16 protein-coding genes are annotated in these 16,244 nt (G+C 48.3%); 4 read left to right on the top strand and 12 right to left on the bottom strand.

Annotation, left to right across the window (positions count from 1 at the left end; all coding sequences use genetic code 11):
* Positions 1-110 precede the first annotated feature (110 nt).
* The 4 genes from pnp (at position 111) to tadA (ending at position 6,072) form a co-directional block, all read left to right on the top strand.
* Positions 111-2,240, top strand: coding sequence for a polyribonucleotide nucleotidyltransferase (pnp, locus tag ACWA50_RS00530; RefSeq protein WP_431053357.1), 2,130 nt, complete (start codon positions 111-113; stop codon positions 2,238-2,240).
* Between the two features lie 84 nt (positions 2,241-2,324).
* Positions 2,325-3,257, top strand: coding sequence for a lipoprotein NlpI (gene nlpI / locus ACWA50_RS00525; protein WP_431053355.1), 933 nt, complete (start codon positions 2,325-2,327; stop codon positions 3,255-3,257).
* A 178-nt stretch (positions 3,258-3,435) separates the two neighbouring features.
* A complete protein-coding gene (locus tag ACWA50_RS00520) occupies positions 3,436-5,322 on the top strand; it encodes a DEAD/DEAH box helicase (RefSeq protein ID WP_431053353.1) in 1,887 nt (628 codons plus the stop codon).
* 258 nt (positions 5,323-5,580) lie between these two features.
* Positions 5,581-6,072, top strand: a complete 492-nt coding sequence (gene tadA, locus ACWA50_RS00515) for a tRNA adenosine(34) deaminase TadA (protein ID WP_431053351.1) — start codon at positions 5,581-5,583, stop codon at positions 6,070-6,072.
* A gap of 130 nt (positions 6,073-6,202) precedes the next feature.
* On the opposite strand, the gene ACWA50_RS00510 is transcribed toward tadA, so the two are convergent.
* The 12 genes from ACWA50_RS00510 to ACWA50_RS00455 all read right to left on the bottom strand — a co-directional run bounded on the left by ACWA50_RS00510 (position 6,203) and on the right by ACWA50_RS00455 (position 16,236).
* Complete coding sequence (locus ACWA50_RS00510) at positions 6,203-6,589, bottom strand: PTS sugar transporter subunit IIA (RefSeq protein WP_431053349.1); 387 nt, start codon at positions 6,587-6,589, stop codon at positions 6,203-6,205.
* Positions 6,590-6,602: 13 nt separating this feature from the next.
* Positions 6,603-8,393, bottom strand: a complete 1,791-nt coding sequence (locus ACWA50_RS00505) for a glycoside hydrolase family 35 protein (protein ID WP_431053347.1) — start codon at positions 8,391-8,393, stop codon at positions 6,603-6,605.
* Positions 8,394-8,403: 10 nt separating this feature from the next.
* Positions 8,404-9,072 carry an HAD family hydrolase gene (locus ACWA50_RS00500; protein WP_431053345.1) on the bottom strand — a complete coding sequence of 223 codons (669 nt, stop codon included), beginning with the start codon at positions 9,070-9,072 and terminating at the stop codon, positions 8,404-8,406.
* A 132-nt stretch (positions 9,073-9,204) separates the two neighbouring features.
* The gene (locus tag ACWA50_RS00495; RefSeq protein WP_431053343.1) at positions 9,205-10,047 is read right to left on the bottom strand and encodes a PTS system mannose/fructose/sorbose family transporter subunit IID; all 843 of its coding nucleotides are present in this window, start codon (positions 10,045-10,047) and stop codon (positions 9,205-9,207) included.
* Positions 10,034-10,927 carry a PTS mannose/fructose/sorbose/N-acetylgalactosamine transporter subunit IIC gene (locus ACWA50_RS00490; RefSeq protein WP_431053341.1) on the bottom strand — a complete coding sequence of 298 codons (894 nt, stop codon included), beginning with the start codon at positions 10,925-10,927 and terminating at the stop codon, positions 10,034-10,036. The genes ACWA50_RS00495 and ACWA50_RS00490 overlap by 14 nt, the downstream gene beginning before the upstream one ends.
* A 12-nt stretch (positions 10,928-10,939) precedes the next feature.
* Positions 10,940-11,413: a PTS system mannose/fructose/N-acetylgalactosamine-transporter subunit IIB gene (locus ACWA50_RS00485; protein ID WP_431053339.1), complete on the bottom strand. Its 474-nt coding sequence runs from the start codon at positions 11,411-11,413 to the stop codon at positions 10,940-10,942.
* Between the two features lie 61 nt (positions 11,414-11,474).
* Positions 11,475-12,422 (bottom strand): tagatose 1,6-diphosphate aldolase, encoded by a 948-nt coding sequence (locus ACWA50_RS00480; RefSeq protein WP_431053337.1) that lies wholly within the window; start codon positions 12,420-12,422, stop codon positions 11,475-11,477.
* Positions 12,423-12,434: 12 nt separating this feature from the next.
* Positions 12,435-12,872 carry a PTS galactosamine/N-acetylgalactosamine transporter subunit IIA gene (gene agaF, locus ACWA50_RS00475; RefSeq protein WP_431053335.1) on the bottom strand — a complete coding sequence of 146 codons (438 nt, stop codon included), beginning with the start codon at positions 12,870-12,872 and terminating at the stop codon, positions 12,435-12,437.
* A gap of 56 nt (positions 12,873-12,928) precedes the next feature.
* A complete protein-coding gene (gene agaE / locus ACWA50_RS00470; RefSeq protein ID WP_431053333.1) occupies positions 12,929-13,777 on the bottom strand; it encodes a PTS N-acetylgalactosamine transporter subunit IID in 849 nt (282 codons plus the stop codon).
* Positions 13,767-14,546: a PTS N-acetylgalactosamine transporter subunit IIC gene (gene agaW, locus ACWA50_RS00465; RefSeq protein ID WP_431053331.1), complete on the bottom strand. Its 780-nt coding sequence runs from the start codon at positions 14,544-14,546 to the stop codon at positions 13,767-13,769. Before agaW ends, agaE begins: the two co-directional genes overlap by 11 nt.
* 11 nt (positions 14,547-14,557) lie before the next feature.
* Positions 14,558-15,034, bottom strand: a complete 477-nt coding sequence (gene agaV, locus ACWA50_RS00460) for a PTS N-acetylgalactosamine transporter subunit IIB (RefSeq protein WP_431053329.1) — start codon at positions 15,032-15,034, stop codon at positions 14,558-14,560.
* 41 nt (positions 15,035-15,075) lie between these two features.
* The gene (locus ACWA50_RS00455; RefSeq protein WP_431053327.1) at positions 15,076-16,236 is read right to left on the bottom strand and encodes an SIS domain-containing protein; all 1,161 of its coding nucleotides are present in this window, start codon (positions 16,234-16,236) and stop codon (positions 15,076-15,078) included.
* Between the last annotated feature and the right edge of the window lie 8 nt (positions 16,237-16,244).

Genomic DNA, 16,244 nt, shown 5'->3' with positions numbered 1-16,244 from the left:
AACCATTTTTTATCCCCATTTTATTCCCACCTCGATTGCAGATTATTTTTGCTAGTCGCAATAAAGAGATAAGTTCAAATTTACTTATTGATTTTTAAAAGGAAAATCTCGTGACTCCAATTGTTAAACAATTTAAATACGGTCAGCATACCGTAACTTTAGAAACCGGCGCGATGGCGCGTCAGGCAACTGCCGCAGTGATGGCGAGCATGGACGATACTTCGGTTTTGGTTACCGTGGTGGCGAAAAAAGACGTCAAAGAAGGGCAGGATTTCTTCCCGTTAACCGTAAACTATCAAGAGCGGACTTATGCGGCAGGTCGCATTCCGGGCGGATTTTTCCGTCGTGAAGGCCGCCCGTCCGAAGGCGAAACCTTAATCGCGCGTTTGATTGACCGTCCGATTCGCCCGTTGTTCCCGGAAGGCTTTTACAACGAAATTCAAATCGTGGCGACCGTGGTATCGGTTAATCCGCAAATCAGCCCGGATATCGTGGCGATGATCGGGGCTTCCGCCGCACTTTCGTTGTCCGGTGTGCCGTTCAATGGTCCAATCGGCGCGGCGCGCGTTGGCTTTATCAACGATCAATTCGTGTTGAACCCGACGATGGCGGAACAAAAACACAGTCGTTTGGATTTAGTGGTTGCCGGTACCGATAAAGCGGTATTAATGGTCGAATCCGAAGCGGATATTTTAACCGAAGAGCAAATGTTGGCCGCCGTGGTGTTCGGTCATCAACAACAGCAAGTGGTGGTGGAAAACATCAAACAATTCGTTGCCGAAGCAGGCAAGCCGCGTTGGGATTGGCAAGCGCCGGCGGTGAATACCGCACTTGTGGCACAAGTCAAAGCGTTAGCCGAAAGCCGTTTGGGCGAAGCCTACCGTATCACCGAAAAACAAGCGCGCTATGCACAAGTCGATGTGATTAAAGCGGAAGTGACCGCAGCGGTGTTGGCAAACAACCAAGATGAAAAAATCACCGAAAATACGATTGCCGATATTTTAGGCGCATTGGAAAGCGATGTGGTGCGCAGCCGCATTTTAGCCGGCGAGCCGCGTATCGACGGACGTAACGTAGATACCGTGCGTGCGTTGGATATTTGCACCGGCGTGTTGCCGCGTACTCACGGTTCGGCGATCTTCACCCGTGGCGAAACCCAAGCCTTGGCGGTTGCCACTTTAGGCACGGAACGTGACGCGCAAATCATCGACGATATCACCGGCGAACGCACTGATCACTTCCTGTTCCACTATAATTTCCCGCCGTATTCCGTCGGTGAAACCGGCATGATCGGCTCGCCGAAACGCCGTGAAATCGGTCATGGTCGCTTGGCGAAACGCGGCGTGATGGCGGTAATGCCGACCATCGAAGAATTCCCGTACGTAGTGCGTGTGGTGTCTGAAATCACCGAATCAAACGGTTCGTCTTCCATGGCGTCGGTGTGCGGCGCTTCGTTGGCGTTAATGGACGCAGGCGTGCCGATCAAATCAGCCGTTGCCGGGATCGCGATGGGCTTGGTGAAATCCGACGATAAATTCGTGGTGTTGTCCGATATTTTGGGTGATGAAGATCACTTGGGCGATATGGATTTCAAAGTCGCCGGTACCAAACAAGGTGTAACCGCGCTGCAAATGGATATCAAAATCGAAGGCATTACGGCAGAAATCATGCAAATTGCCTTGAACCAAGCCAAAGGTGCGAGAATGCACATTTTAGGCGTGATGGAACAGGCGATTTCTGCGCCGCGCGGTGATATTTCCGATTTCGCCCCGCGTATCCACACCATGAAGATTGATCCGAAGAAAATCAAAGATGTGATCGGTAAAGGCGGTGCGGTGATTCGTGCCCTGACCGAAGAAACCGGCACTTCGATTGATATTGCGGACGACGGTACGGTAAAAATCGCGGCTACCGATAATTTGGCGGCGAAAGCCGTTATGGCACGGATTGACGACATCGTAGCGGATGTGGAAGTGAACCGTGTTTATAGCGGTAAAGTCACCCGTATTGCAGACTTTGGCGCATTTGTTGCTATCGTTGGCAATAAAGAAGGGTTGGTACATATTTCTCAAATCGCCGAAGAGCGGGTTGAAAAAGTAACCGATTATTTGCAAGTCGGACAAGAAGTCGCAGTAAAAGTGGTGGAAATCGATCGTCAAGGCCGTATCCGTTTGACCATGCGCGATATTGCGGCACAAGACGAGGTACAAGTCGCTGTTGGGCAAGGTGACGACGAGTAATTCAACTCGTCATAAAATTTTCGGCTGTCTATCTATGGTTCATCTCCTAGGCAGCCTGACGATTTTATTTGGGGGCATATGATAATGAAAATGGCCGGAAAATTCGTTCATTACACAAAATCGTTTTGTGTGTTGACGTGTTTACTTGTTGCCGCTGCATGTTCTATGCGCCCGACTATTCCATTGGTTTCCGACAAGAATGTGACCCTTGCCGAGCAAAATCCGTTGCTGCATTTTGATCAGGAAGTGATGATTGCGCGGCTGGGGCAGGTGTTACTGGTCGGAAATTTGGATAAAGACGAACGGGCAGCTTTACACTTTGAGCGTGGTGTATTGTATGACAGTTTGGGCCTCTGGGGATTAGCCCGTTATGATTTCACCCAAGCCTTAATGCTTCAACCGAAATTAGCGCCGATTTATAATTATTTAGGCTTGTATTTGCTGTTGGATGGCGATTACGACGGTTCGCTAGATGCGTTCAATGCCGTATTGCATTTGGACGGCAACTACGAATATGCTTATTTGAATCGGGGGTTGAATTTCTATTATGTCGGTCGTCATGGGTTGGCCGAACGGGATTTTTTGACGTTTTATCAAGCGGATCCGAGTGATCCATACCGCACTTTGTGGCTGTATTTGAATGAATTGAAATATAAACCGCACGAAGCAAGACAAAATTTGGCGCAACGGGCCAAAGGGTTATCCAATGAATTTTGGGGAACCAATATTGTGCACTACTATTTGGGCGAATTGTCGTATGATGATTTACAGCAAAAAATTGACAGTTTTGCCGTGCCGTATTCGCCTCAATATGCTGAAATTTTAACAGAAACCTATTTTTATTTAGCAAAACAACAACTCAATCTGGGGAAGGTTGACGAAGCAACCGCTTTGTTTAAATTGGCTCTTGCCAATCAAGTATTTAACTTTGTTGAGTATCGTTTTGCCTTGTTTGAACTCTCGCGTTTACGCTTGAATGAGAGTGAAACACTCACGGTTGTACCTGATACGAACTAAGTTAAACGGTCTTGATTGGGATTGCCTGGCTTTCGCGCCAGTCATACGGCTTGCAACCGCGTTGCAAACCGCACTTCGCATTTGCGCCACAATCACGCCGCACTAGGCATTATTCTATCACGCAACAATTTTTATTATTTTATCGGCGGCGCGTCCGCTGTCTACTATTGAGTAAAATATGACTGAAACAACTTTAACATTTAATGATTTAGGTTTGCCTGAATCGCTTATTTCCGCTGTCACCGCTATGGGATTCGTCAATCCGTCCCCGATTCAGCAAATTTGCATACCGCACTTGCTAAACGGCCGTGATGTGCTGGGTATGGCGCAAACCGGCAGCGGCAAAACCGCTGCGTTCTCCTTGCCGTTATTGGCACAGATCGACGCCGACGTGCGCACGCCGCAAATGCTGGTGATGGCGCCGACCCGTGAATTGGCGATTCAGGTTGCCGATGCCTGTGAACAATTCAGCAAAAACATCAAAGGTTTGAACATTGTTACGCTGTACGGCGGACAACGCTATGACATTCAATTGCGTGCCTTGCGTAAAGGCTCGCAAGTGGTGGTCGGTACGCCGGGACGGATTTTGGATCATATCCGCCGCGGCACATTAAACTTATCCGAACTGCGTTTTATGGTGCTGGACGAAGCCGACGAAATGTTGCGCATGGGCTTTATCGACGATGTGGAAGAGGTGATGAGCAAATTGCCGGAACAGCACCAAACCGCACTTTTCTCCGCGACCATGCCGGAGCCGATTCGTCGCATTACCCGTCGCTTTATGCAAGATCCGCAAGAAGTGAAGATTCAGGCAACGCAACAAACGCTGCCGGATATCACCCAAAGCTGCTGGTATGTCAACGGCGTGCGCAAAAACGAAGCCTTGCTGCGTTTCTTGGAAGTGGAGGATTTTGACGCAGCGATTATTTTCGTGCGCACCAAAACCGCGACCTTGGATTTAGCCGAATTATTAGAAAAACACGGGCACAGTGCGGCGGCGTTGAACGGCGACATGACCCAGCAACTGCGTGAACAAACTTTGGATCGCTTGCGTAACAACCGCTTGGATATTCTGATTGCGACCGATGTTGCCGCACGCGGTTTGGACGTGGAGCGAATCAGCTTGGTGGTGAACTACGATATTCCGTTAGATGCGGAATCTTATGTACACCGTATCGGCCGTACCGGGCGTGCCGGGCGTGCCGGGCGTGCATTGTTGTTTGTCGAAGGGCGTGAAAGACACTTGTTGCGCAACGTAGAACGTTTGATCAAAAAACAGATCGACGAAGTGGATCTGCCGAATCATAAAACGTTGGAAGCCTGTCGCCGTGAGAAATTTAAACAAAAAATTTCCGCCCAGTTGGAACACCATGATTTGGAAAAATACCGTAACCTATTGGAAGATATGTTCACAGCCGATCAGGATCATGAAGATTTGGCCGCGGCGATGATGATGTTGCTGCAGGGCAAACAAAAATTGATTTTGCCTCCGGACGCGCCAATCAAACCGCGCCGTGAACGCCAAGAAAATTCGCGCTCAGCGGATCGCCGTGGACGTGATCGCGATGACCGTTTCGGCGATCGTCGCGACGAACGTTCCCGTCCGGCGCGCGAGCAGATGCCGATGGATTTATACCGTATCGAAGTCGGTCGTGCCGACGGCGTGGAAGTGAAGCATATCGTCGGTGCAATCGCCAACGAGGGCGACATTGACAGCCGTTATATCGGGCACATCAAACTGCATGACGATTATTCGACCATCGAACTGCCGAAAGATATGCCGAAAGAATTATTGCAACACTTCGGTAAAACCCGCGTGTTAAACAAACCGATGCAAATGCGTTTTGTGGAAGAAGTGAAAGGCGACGGTGGTTTCGGCGGGCGAGGCGAACGCAAAGGCGGTTTCGGACGTGGGCGTGATAGCCGCCGTGAAGGCGGATTCCGCGAGGGCGGACGTTCTGATTTCCGTTCAGGACGCGGCGACCGTTTCTCCGAGCGTAATGATCGCAGCGGCAAACCGGGTTTTGAGCGCAAACCACGCCGTAGCGGACGTAGAGAAGGATAATTTCTATATCAAGCAATCCCTTTGGGATTGCTTGAGCGCAGACAAAGATTAAAATACACAATTGATATTGTAAAAGTAGGGGCGGATTATATATCCGCCCGAATTGTACTCCGCATTTTCCCTTTATTAATTAAATGCTTATACCGCACTTCGTAAACGGGCGGATATATAATCCGCCCCTACTTTGCTTTATCATCAAACATCTTTGTTAATAAACTGTCAGCCCCACAACGGGGATGTTTTTTCATTGAGATCACCATGACCGCACTTGAACAAGATCAACATTTTATGCAGCGCGCATTGGCGTTAGCGGACTATGCCGAATCGCTGGGCGAAATTCCGGTGGGCGCAGTGTTGGTGGACGAAAACGGGCAGATTATCGCCGAAGGTTGGAATGCTTCTATTCTAAAGCATGATCCGACCGCGCACGCCGAAATCGAAGCGATTCGCAAAGCGGCAAGTGCGGTACGGAATTACCGCTTACTCAATACCACGTTGTATGTCACCCTTGAACCCTGCACCATGTGCGCCGGGGCAATTTTGCACAGCCGGATTAAGCGCTTGGTGTTCGGTGCACGTGATTATAAAACCGGCGCGGTCGGTTCACGTTTCCATTTTTTTGATGATTACAAAATGAACCACTTTCTGGAAATTACCGCCGGTGTATTGGAGCAAGAATGCAGCGCAAAACTGAGCGCGTTCTTTCAACGGCGACGGTTGGAAAAGAAAGCGGAAAAGCTAACCGGCTGATTTTTAATAGAAAAGTAGGGTCGGGTGTATATCCGCCCGAACCGCACTTTGTAAACGGGAGGATATATAATCTCCCCCCATCATTGTCTCATTTGAGCAACTTGAGTTATTCAAGTCGCTTTTTTATCGCTTATTCATCATCATCTTGCACTAATTGCTTCAATTGTGCGGCAACGTCGTAAATTTGAGCTTTGGCGGTGTCGAGTAACTCGTCGGTGCTTTCTTCGCTGACAAGGCTGATGACCATCGGTAAATTCATGCCGCTGTAGAGCGAAATGCGATCTAAATAACGCATGGCGATGTTGCAAGGTGTGCCGCCCATAATGTCGCACAGCACGACAATTTCGCCCGATGTCGTCTTGGCGAGTGCTTGTTCGAATTTCTGTTGAAAATCTTCACTGCCTTCGTGTGGGTATAAGGCAACGGTTTGCGCCCCGTCGATTTTGCCTAAAATCATTTCGGCCGTGCCTAACAGACCTTGTGCAAATTCACCGTGGCTGATTAAAATAATGTTCATAAAATTGTCCTCGTTATAGATTTTTTGTGGTTAATTGCTTGTAAATAGGCTCGGCAGAAAAGCGAAGTGCGGTCGGGCGTACGCCTTCGGTTTCAAACACGATAATCTCATTCTTGCCTTGTCGCAGATAAGGCGCAGGCAGGTAGAGATAGCAGGTCGGGCCTTCCGACCAGTATCGCCCTAAATTTTTGCCATTGACGATAATCACCCCTTTGCCTAATTCGCGGGTGTCGATAAAGCTGTCTTGCGGTTCGTCGTCAATCGTCAAGGTGAACTGATAAAATGACGGCGTGGCGGAGTTGGCTGAACCGCTGAAATCCAGTTGCTGCAACTTATTGAAATCAATGTAGTATTGTTGCCAATTGCTGTGAAAATGCAGATCCAACACTGCGCCGCCGCTGATCCCTTTACACTGTGTCGGCGCAAGCATTTTGCCGCCGTAATTGACCCGTCCCATATTTTCCACCAATAAATCCAACTGGAAGCGATCATTCGGGGTTTGCAGCATAATATCTGCGCCGATTTCATGTTGATATTGGGTGGCGACTTTTTGTTGATCGTTGAACACCTGTACCCGATCACGGGCTTGATAAATCCGCAGTTTCAGCTCGTCGCTATGGCTGTCGGCAAACGTGCGGTAGAGCATATAGCCGTGATAATGCCCCAATTGCTCCATATTTTGCGTGTAGAGGCTGTCGTGGCGGCAACTGATTTTGTCTAAGGTGCTAAACAGCGAAACTTCCTGTTGCAGCGGCAGATCGGCATAACGGCAAAAGTGCGGTAACAGCGGTTCACAAATCGGGCTGGCATCGGGATACTGTTTCAGCACTTGTTGCAGCAGATAAAATTTTTGTGACGGCTCGCCCCATTCGCGGATCGGCGCGTCGTAGTCGTAGGAGGTCACTTGCGGCAAATCGGTGTCGCCGCGCGCAGAACAGCCGTTCCAAAAACCGAAATTTGTGCCGCCTTGCAACATATAAAAGTTGATACTGGCACGGTCGAGCAGGGCTTTAGCGCAATCGGCAAGATCTTGTGCGTCGCGCGTAATCACCGGCTCTTTCCAACGGTTAAACCACCCGTCCCAAAATTCCATACACATTAATGGAAAAGTGCGGTTGTGGCGGCGGAAGTAGAGTTGTAATTGGTCTAAATTTTCATCGCTGCGTGAGCCGAAATTGCCGGTCGGCAGAATGCCGTCTTCAATCAGCGCACCGGCTTCCAGCGCGTTTTGCCACGCGCCGTCTGAGGTGAACAGCGGCACATCGACACCGTTATCGAGCATGATCTGTTTGATTGCGCGTAGGTAATCTTTATCGTTGCCGAACGAGCCGTATTCGTTTTCGATCTGCATCATAATGATATTGCCGCCGTGTGTGATTTGATACGGCGTAACCAGTGGCAGCAGGTGATCGAGATAGGTTTTGACCGGGATTAAAAATTCGGGGGTGTTGCTGCGCGGGCGCAAGTTCGGTATGTTCAGCAACCAAGCCGGCAAACCGCCGAATTCCCATTCGGCGCAGATATACGGCGACGGACGCAGAATCACATAGAGATCAAGCTGTTGCGCAGTTTGAATAAAACGGACCAGATCGGCGTTGTCGTCAAAATAGAATTGGTTCGGTTGCGGTTGGTGCAAATTCCATGCAACGTAGGTTTCGACAGTATTGCAGCCCATGGCTTTCAAATTGTAAAGCGTGCGATACCAATATTCCGGTACGATCCGAAAATAGTGCACCGCGCCGGAGATAATCTTAAACGGTTTGCCGTGCAGTAAAAAATCGTGTTCGCCAATTTGAAAGGGCATGCGTTACTCCTTATTGCTGATGTAGGTTTTGAATAATGGTTAAAATGGCGTTCATGTCTTTGCCGCTGTAGTCGGCGTTGGATTGATCAATCGGCAAGCGCGTTTCTTCATAAGCGATCACGCGCAGCCCCGCACTTTTAGCGGCGGCGATACCGTAATGGGAATCTTCGATCACAATCACCTTGCTTTTATCTACTTGTAATGTGGCAACGGTGTGGTTATAAATCGCCGGATCGGGCTTGCTGCGCGGAAAATGTTCACCGCTGACAATCAAGTCAAAGTGCGGTCGAATGCCGCATTCGTTTAAAACGTGTTCAATATGTTGTTGGCGTGAGGACGAGGCAACTGCCACTTTAATTTGGTTTTTGGCGGCAAAATCCAAAATATGGCGAATATCGTGACGCAGAATGTCGGGATAATATAAATTTTTCACGCTTTGCGCGCTGTATTCGCCCAGTTGCTGTTCGATTTCGGCTAAGGTCAGCCGATGATTAATCAATTCGGCAATGGTTTGGTATAAGTCTTGGTAAGATTTACCGACTAACACAGAGGTGTCGAGTCGGGCGCGTTCTTGCGGATCGTCGATAAACGAGCCGATGAACGCAGTTTGATTGGCGAAATCAATAAATTCGGAATCGACGATCACGCCGTCCATATCAAAAATAATTGCTTCTAACATTGTCGATTTCACTCGGTGAAAGGGTTATAAGGAAACGCAAAGCACAGGTTGCGGGGACTCTCGTTCGCTGTGCTTTGCCGGTTATTGTTATTTTTTGCTAGTGCTTTTGTGACCATTAGTGTGTCAAGCTGATTAACCTTTGGCTAAGATACCTAACCAAGACAGCAAGATACACAGCACGATAATGATCATAATCGCTTTATTCGAGGTCATTTTCTTACGTCCTAATAACCAGTAGATAAAGCCGACCACTAACGCAGGCACTAATCTTGGCAAAATCAGATCCAAGTTAGCTTGTGCCGACACCACTTTTTCACCGATGGTTGCCACATAAGGAACGGAAACGTTCACCATGGTGGCGCACATCACCCCGACAACGAACACCCCCAGTACCGTGGCGGCGTTGGTTAAGGCATTCAGTTTGTGCCCTAAGGTGGTGACAAGGCTGACCCCTTCGCGATAAGCGATTTTCAATTGCGCCCAGCGGAACACCATGGTGGCGATTGCCACCAGCACCCACAAGCCGACGCCCAACGGATTGCCGCCGATTGCCATGGTGGCGGCGATTGCCCCCATAATCGCAGGGACTAATGACCCGAAGATCGCATCACCGATGGCGGCGAACGGGCCCATTAAACCGGATTTGATCCCGGCAACCGCTTCAAGGGATTTCGTGCCTTGCTTTTCTTCTAATGCCAAGTCGATCCCTTTCACAATAGTGTTAAAGAACGGGCTGGTGTTGAAGAATTGGTTGTGCATGACCATCATTTTTTGCAGTTCAGGCGTGTTGTCGCCGTACATTTTGCGTAATTGCGGTAATAAAATCCACAGGTAACCGGAGCCTTGCATCCGCTCGTAGTTCCAACCGACTTGGTTGAATAACAAGTTGCGGATATTGATTTGGCGGAAGTCCGCATCGGTCAATTTGTAATTTTTCGGATTACCGACCGCAGTAGTTTGATTAGAGTTCGTCATCTTCAATTTCTCCTGTTGCAGAGGTGGATTTTTGCGTCTGTGCGGTATTATTGCTTTCGTTGACACTGCGTTGGTATGCAAGAATGGCGAAACCAAAACCGATAGCCGCCATGGCTAACATTGGTACGCTGTTGTAAGAGCGTCCTAATGCTGCCGGCAGTAAGCCGTCTAACGCATTGCCGATAGCAGCAATGTTGCCGAACAAGGTGATGAAGATAGCCGTTAAAGCGAAGCTTAAAATCAAGTAAGCAATGTGGCGTTTGGTTGGTAAGTAGCGTAACAAGATAGCAAAACCCAGTGCCGGTAACACGCCGCCGGCTAAGGTTAAACCGTCGGCGATGATTTTCAAAATACCGGTTTGCATGGCTTCTGCCAATTTCGCCACGAACGGACCGCCGAATACCAATGCCAAGAAGATCGGAAGCGCACGAGAGAGACCCCAAGCCAGCGCACCGAGCAGATAGTTGACGCTAATCGCCTTATACGCATGGTCTGTGATGTTTTTATCGATACGGTGTGCGAAGAATACGTTAGACATTCTCGCCAAAATATCGGTATAAACCATCAATGCCGCAATCGGTACAGCCAGCGAGGTTAAGGCTAAGGTCGGTTCCATGCCGACTGCAATGGAGAATGCGGTTGCGATAACGGTGCCTGAGTTGGCATCAATACGTGAAGCCCCGCCGAAAGTCCCCACACCCAACACCGTTAATTGCATTGCGCCGCCGATTAACAAACCGGTTGTCATATCGCCCATAATCAGACCGGTAATAAATCCGGCGAAAACAGGTGAGCCGGCACTGGAAACAATGGTTATTTCATCTAAAATTTGATAAAACGCATACAGCGTAATCAAAAGTATTTGCCACCATTCGATCATAGTCGTTACTCCTTATAAAAGTTTCATTAAGTCGATCTTTTCTTCATTGGGCACCATTTGAGCCGTTAAATGGATGCCTTTTGCAGAAAGTTGTTTGAAGACCTCGACGTCCGCATCAGTGATGTTGACTGACTTTTTGATCGAACGGGTTTGGTCTGTTTGGGACATATTGCCGACATTGATGTCTGTCAGCTCCACACCTTGCTCGACCAATCGAAGCAAAGTCTGTGGATTGCGTGTAATCAGCAAAACGCGTTGGGTGTCGTAACGCCCTTCGTTAATATTATTTGCTGCTTTTTCAACCGTGAGCACGCTGAGTTTCACCCCCGCAGGGCAAGCCAAGCGTAAACCTGCTTTATCAATATCATTATCGGCAGCGGTGTCGTCCACCACCATAATGCGTGAAATATTCAGGTACGAGGTCCATAAATTTGCGACTTGTCCGTGAATTAAGCGCCCGTCAATGCGGGTATGAATAATTGCCATAATGAACTCCTTTTTGTGCCTATTTTTTGTGTTGTTATAAAATCGTTATTCAATACCGTCGTTAAAATCGAATCGGCGTTGCATTTTGTTGTAAGACGGCATCCAATTCTTGAATATTTTTAATGCCTTCGGTTTTGAGCCACTCGATAGAGGCTTCTTTGCCTTGCGCTTTATAAAGTTTTGCACCGTCAGCCCAAGTGGCTCGGCCGCACAGCACGCCGTTGTAGTGTGAACCGGCTTGTTTGGCGAACACCAGCGTTTGTTGGAACAGTTCGGCGGAAACCCCCGCACTTAAGAAAATGAACGGCAAATCCGAAACCGCACTTTGCTCGGCAAAATAGGCTGCGGCTTCCTGTTGGCTGTATAACGCCTCGCCTTCGGCAAAACCTTCCACATATTTCATATTGACCGGCACTTCCACCTTGAATACGTCCACACCGTATTTCGGATCGGCATAGCTGCGCATGGCTTCGATCACTTTGCGCGGTTTCAGCTTGGCGTATTCTTTTTCATCTTCGGTATTGGCATCGTAGGTTAAAATCTCTAAGAACAGTGGCATTTCTTCTGCTTTGCATTCGGACGCAATCCGCTCGACAAAGGCTTTTTTGCGATCGTTAATGCAATCCGGTTCGTCAACATCCACATAGAGCAATAATTTGACTGCGTCAGCGCCTTTTTCTTTTAAACGCAGCACAGACACGTCGTCGATCAGATCGGGAAAGCGCCCGACGGCGGTTTTGTCATAGCCGGTTTTTTCATACGCCATCATCAAACCGGCCTCGGTATCACGCACGCCAGCCGCCGTCCAACCAAATTCAGGGTCAAGCAAAATTGACGAGGCATTCGGGGTTAAAATAGTGGAAACCAAACTTTTAAATTCACTGATTTGTTCGGGGGTGATGTCGTCTCCCAACATTCTTTTTAACGCGCCGCGTTGGTCGATGGCAAGCGCGCTGATCACACCTTGTGCGTTACAAATTTTTTTGAGTCGTTCTGTTCTTTTAGACATAATATCAATCCTTTAGATTCCGTCTTCTTCCTGTGTAGTATGAGTTTTACTGTGGGTTAATTCTTCGCTGAGTTTGACGATGCCTTGCTTGCCGCTGTTAACAGCCAGCTCGACTAACTCGGTAAACGTTAATTCGTCTTTTTCCATGGCACATTCAATTAACATTTGTAAGTTTGTGCCGGTAATGACTTCTTGGATCGGGAGTTGTTGTGCGACGAGCGAGGCGGTTCTGAATGGCGAGCCTCCGAGAATATCACAACAAAACAATACGCCGTCTTGATGTTCAAGCTGCGTAAGTGCGGTTAAAATTTCATCTTTGAGTTGAGCAGGACTTTTGCTTTCAGGGAAATCAATAAAGGCGAGATTTTCCTGTTCACCGATGATTTGGTTTAAGGCATATTGAATACCCGTAGCAAAACGACCGTGTCCCAGCACAATAATACTGATCATAAGGACTCCTTAAATCTGGTTGGGGTTACCCCCAACCAAGCCTGAGAGATTGTTTATTACAGGAAACCGGCAAAGCGTCCGATGATTCCTAAAGCAACGGTAAGGATAATCAGACGTAACGGAGACCAACCTTTTTTCACCAACCAGTACATCAAGATGGTGTAAACCAGTGGGAAGAAAGCTGGCATTAGTTTATCAATTACATCGGCTTGCACTTTAACCACGGCATCACCGGCAGTAATTTCCAAAGTGGTGTTAAAGCGGATATAGGTTGCGACCAATGCACCGATCACGGTCATCCCGACGATAGAAGCGGCATGTCCGACTTTCTTGGTATTGGCTTTAATCACCGGAATAGCGGCAACCCCCATGCGATAGGAGTAATGCGCTAAGCCGAAACGTAAACCGAAGTGAACGATATTAAATACCACGAAGAAGAAAATCGCCCCCATAATCGAGCCTTGTAATGCCAAGCTGGCACCGATCCCGCCGCAAATCGGTAGTAAGGTCAGCCAGAACATTGCATCACCGATTCCGCCTAACGGCGCACCGACCGCAATTTTGGTACTCTGGATACTGTTAACGTTCTGTTTGGAACGCTCCATAGCCAGAATGATCCCCATCACAAAAGTGACCAAGAACGGGTGGGTATTAAAGAACCCCAGATTCCCTTTCATCGACTTGGTTAAGTCGGCTTTATTGGTATGGATTTTTTTTAGTGATGGTGCAAGTCCGTACAACCAACCTGCCGCCTGCATTCTTTCATAGTTAAAAGAGGCTTGTAACAACAGCGAACGCCATGCCATCACGTTAATATCACGTTTGGTCAGTTCAGCACCGATAGTTTGATCTTCATAAACATCATCATTGAGTGCTGTTGTTTGAGTATTCAGTTTAGATTCCATCTTCAAACTCCTCTTTTTGAACTTTCACTTCGGCAGTTTCACTGCCTTTACGCATGTAGTCGATAATCGCCATGGCAGTTGCGGCAGCGGCGATGGCTAGGATTGGCAACTGTAACCAAGCGGCGGCAACGAAGCCTAAAATAAAATACGGGATATAGACGTTTTTCATCATGATTTTCATCAATACTGCAAACCCGATTGCCGGCATGATACCCCCGGCGACCCCTAAGCCGTCGATGACTTGTTTTGGCAACATTTCGATGATTTTTCCGGCGTGTTCCGCACCGAAATAAACCGGTAGGAAAGCACAGAAGAAGTAGAACGTACCGAGCACCAACAAACCGAAGTAGTTGACGTAATCAATGCCTTTCAGATTGGCGTCTTCCGCCATTTGGTCACAGCGCGACATCACGGCTGACATGATAGAAAATAGGAATGTGATCCCCATTTGCACTGCAATCGCAAACGGCACGGCGACCCCGACGGCAACGGTCGGATCGGTTTTGGTGGTAATCGCAAAAGTCGCACCAACCACGGTACCGATAATCACGTTTGGCGGTTGAGCTCCGGCGAGTGGTGCTAAGCCCATCCAGACCAATTCCAAGGTACCACCGACTAAAATACCGGTCTGTAAATCGCCAAGTACCAGACCGACAATCGGACCTAGTACAACCGGACGGTGGAAGTGGGTTAAGCCGTTATAGAGATCGAGACCTGCTATAAAAGCAATAATGCCAAGGATAATTGATTGTAGTAATCCAATTTCCATGAGTTGTCTCCTTACTTGAGTAATTTAAATAGATCAGTGGATTCCTCGGTTGGAACGCCTTGGATATAGCATTCCACCCCAAGTTGTTGCAGCTTTTTGAAAGCGGCGGCATCTTGTGGATCGACTGATACCGTTTTGTGGATTTGTTGTTTGCCTTCGGCAAAATGCATATTGCCGACATTGATTTTTTTCACCGGAACCCCGCCTTCGACCAATTTCAGGAAATCAGACGGACTGCGGCAGACCAACAGGATTTTTTGTCTGTCGGCGGCACGATGAATATTGTCAATTACTTTTTGTAATGGCCAGAAACGAACGTCAATTCCATCTGCCAGCACCATTTCCATTAAATTTTGTTGCATTTCGTCTGCCGCCACTTCATCATTGGCGACCAATACCAAATTGGCACCGGCAAAACCGACCCATTGCACCCCGACTTGCCCGTGAATCAGACGTTCATCAATTCGGCTTAATACGATATTTGGCATAACTTTCTCCTTATTGTTGTAAATTGATACATAAAGTGCGGTTAAGGCTTATACGGGTGAATAATCACACCTTGTACCACGCGGTTTACTTCACCGGTCGGACACGGGTTATCAGTGGTGTGTCCGGTAAGGTAAGAGCGATAGAATGAAAACATTTGTGCAAAGATGATATACGGAAAAGCAAGTGCCATATCCGATACCGCACTTAATGTGCCTAAACAAATTTGCTGCTCGGCAGGCAGGCGACTTTCCAGTTCGGCGGTTAAGACCACCAAGCGTTGTACTTTGCCGTCGCGCAGAATTTCATTACATAAATCAATATCATATTGACGGGTGTAAGGATTGTTGGAAAGATAGACAATCACCGTGGTTTTGCTGTTGATAATCGATTTCGGACCGTGACGGAAGCCCAGCGGCGTGTCATAAATCGCCACCACTTCGCCGGCGGTCAGTTCCAATAATTTCAAGGCCGACTCTTGCGATAAGCCTTTGAAACCGCCGCTGCCGAGATAGACAATCCGTTCAACCGCTTCGCCGGCTAAGGTTTTCACCTGCCAATGTTTGTCTTGGATAAAGCGTTCGGCGCAATCGGCGAGTTGTTGCACTTGCGCAAGGTCAAAGTGCGGTTGGAAAAAGATCAGCGCGGTTGCCAAGGTCATGCTGGAGAAACTCGAGGTCATGGCAAAGCCGTTATCATTGGTTTGTGGCGGTAACGCGAGCGCGTAGGCGTTGTCGGCTTGATAATTTTCTTGATACAGTTTGCCGTTTTGGTTGCAAGTGATGATTAAATGGTAGCTGTTCTCCACGAATTGATTCAGCAACTGCACCGCCGCCGCACTTTCCGGGCTGTTGCCGGAACGCGCAAAAGAAATCAATAACGTCGGCTGATCGTGTTTCAGATATTGGTACGGGTTGGAGACCAAATCGGTGGTGGCAATCGCCGTGGCTTGAAGTGCGCTCCATTGGTTAAAAAACGGTAACAATACTTCGCCGGAAAAAGCGGAAGTGCCGGCACCGGTTAAAATGAGGCGTAAGTTATCTTTGGCTAACAGTGGCGCCAAAAAATCATCAATGGCTTGCCGTTGTGAATCGATGATTGAGGCGGTTTGCCGCCAACAATCAGGTTGCTGACAAATTTCTTTTGCCGTCCATAAGGCATTAGCTTGTTCGAGGGATTCGCCGGCGATGCCCAAATAATCCATGTCTGACT

The organism is Testudinibacter sp. P17/SS/0325 (genome assembly GCF_053570765.1).
The sequence above is the reverse complement of the archived record's forward strand: the minus strand, read 5'-3'. Positions and strand labels throughout refer to the sequence as shown.

Coding starts and splice junctions, on each gene's coding strand:
- nlpI (WP_431053355.1), top strand. CDS start 2,325: ATGAAAATGGCCGGAAAATTCGTTCATTACACAAAATCGTTTTGTGTG.
- ACWA50_RS00520 (WP_431053353.1), top strand. CDS start 3,436: ATGACTGAAACAACTTTAACATTTAATGATTTAGGTTTGCCTGAATCG.
- tadA (WP_431053351.1), top strand. CDS start 5,581: ATGACCGCACTTGAACAAGATCAACATTTTATGCAGCGCGCATTGGCG.
- ACWA50_RS00510 (WP_431053349.1), bottom strand. CDS start 6,589: ATGAACATTATTTTAATCAGCCACGGTGAATTTGCACAAGGTCTGTTA.
- ACWA50_RS00505 (WP_431053347.1), bottom strand. CDS start 8,393: ATGCCCTTTCAAATTGGCGAACACGATTTTTTACTGCACGGCAAACCG.
- ACWA50_RS00500 (WP_431053345.1), bottom strand. CDS start 9,072: ATGTTAGAAGCAATTATTTTTGATATGGACGGCGTGATCGTCGATTCC.
- ACWA50_RS00495 (WP_431053343.1), bottom strand. CDS start 10,047: ATGACGAACTCTAATCAAACTACTGCGGTCGGTAATCCGAAAAATTAC.
- ACWA50_RS00490 (WP_431053341.1), bottom strand. CDS start 10,927: ATGATCGAATGGTGGCAAATACTTTTGATTACGCTGTATGCGTTTTAT.
- ACWA50_RS00485 (WP_431053339.1), bottom strand. CDS start 11,413: ATGGCAATTATTCATACCCGCATTGACGGGCGCTTAATTCACGGACAA.
- ACWA50_RS00480 (WP_431053337.1), bottom strand. CDS start 12,422: ATGTCTAAAAGAACAGAACGACTCAAAAAAATTTGTAACGCACAAGGT.
- agaF (WP_431053335.1), bottom strand. CDS start 12,872: ATGATCAGTATTATTGTGCTGGGACACGGTCGTTTTGCTACGGGTATT.
- agaE (WP_431053333.1), bottom strand. CDS start 13,777: ATGGAATCTAAACTGAATACTCAAACAACAGCACTCAATGATGATGTT.
- agaW (WP_431053331.1), bottom strand. CDS start 14,546: ATGGAAATTGGATTACTACAATCAATTATCCTTGGCATTATTGCTTTT.
- agaV (WP_431053329.1), bottom strand. CDS start 15,034: ATGCCAAATATCGTATTAAGCCGAATTGATGAACGTCTGATTCACGGG.
- ACWA50_RS00455 (WP_431053327.1), bottom strand. CDS start 16,236: ATGGATTATTTGGGCATCGCCGGCGAATCCCTCGAACAAGCTAATGCC.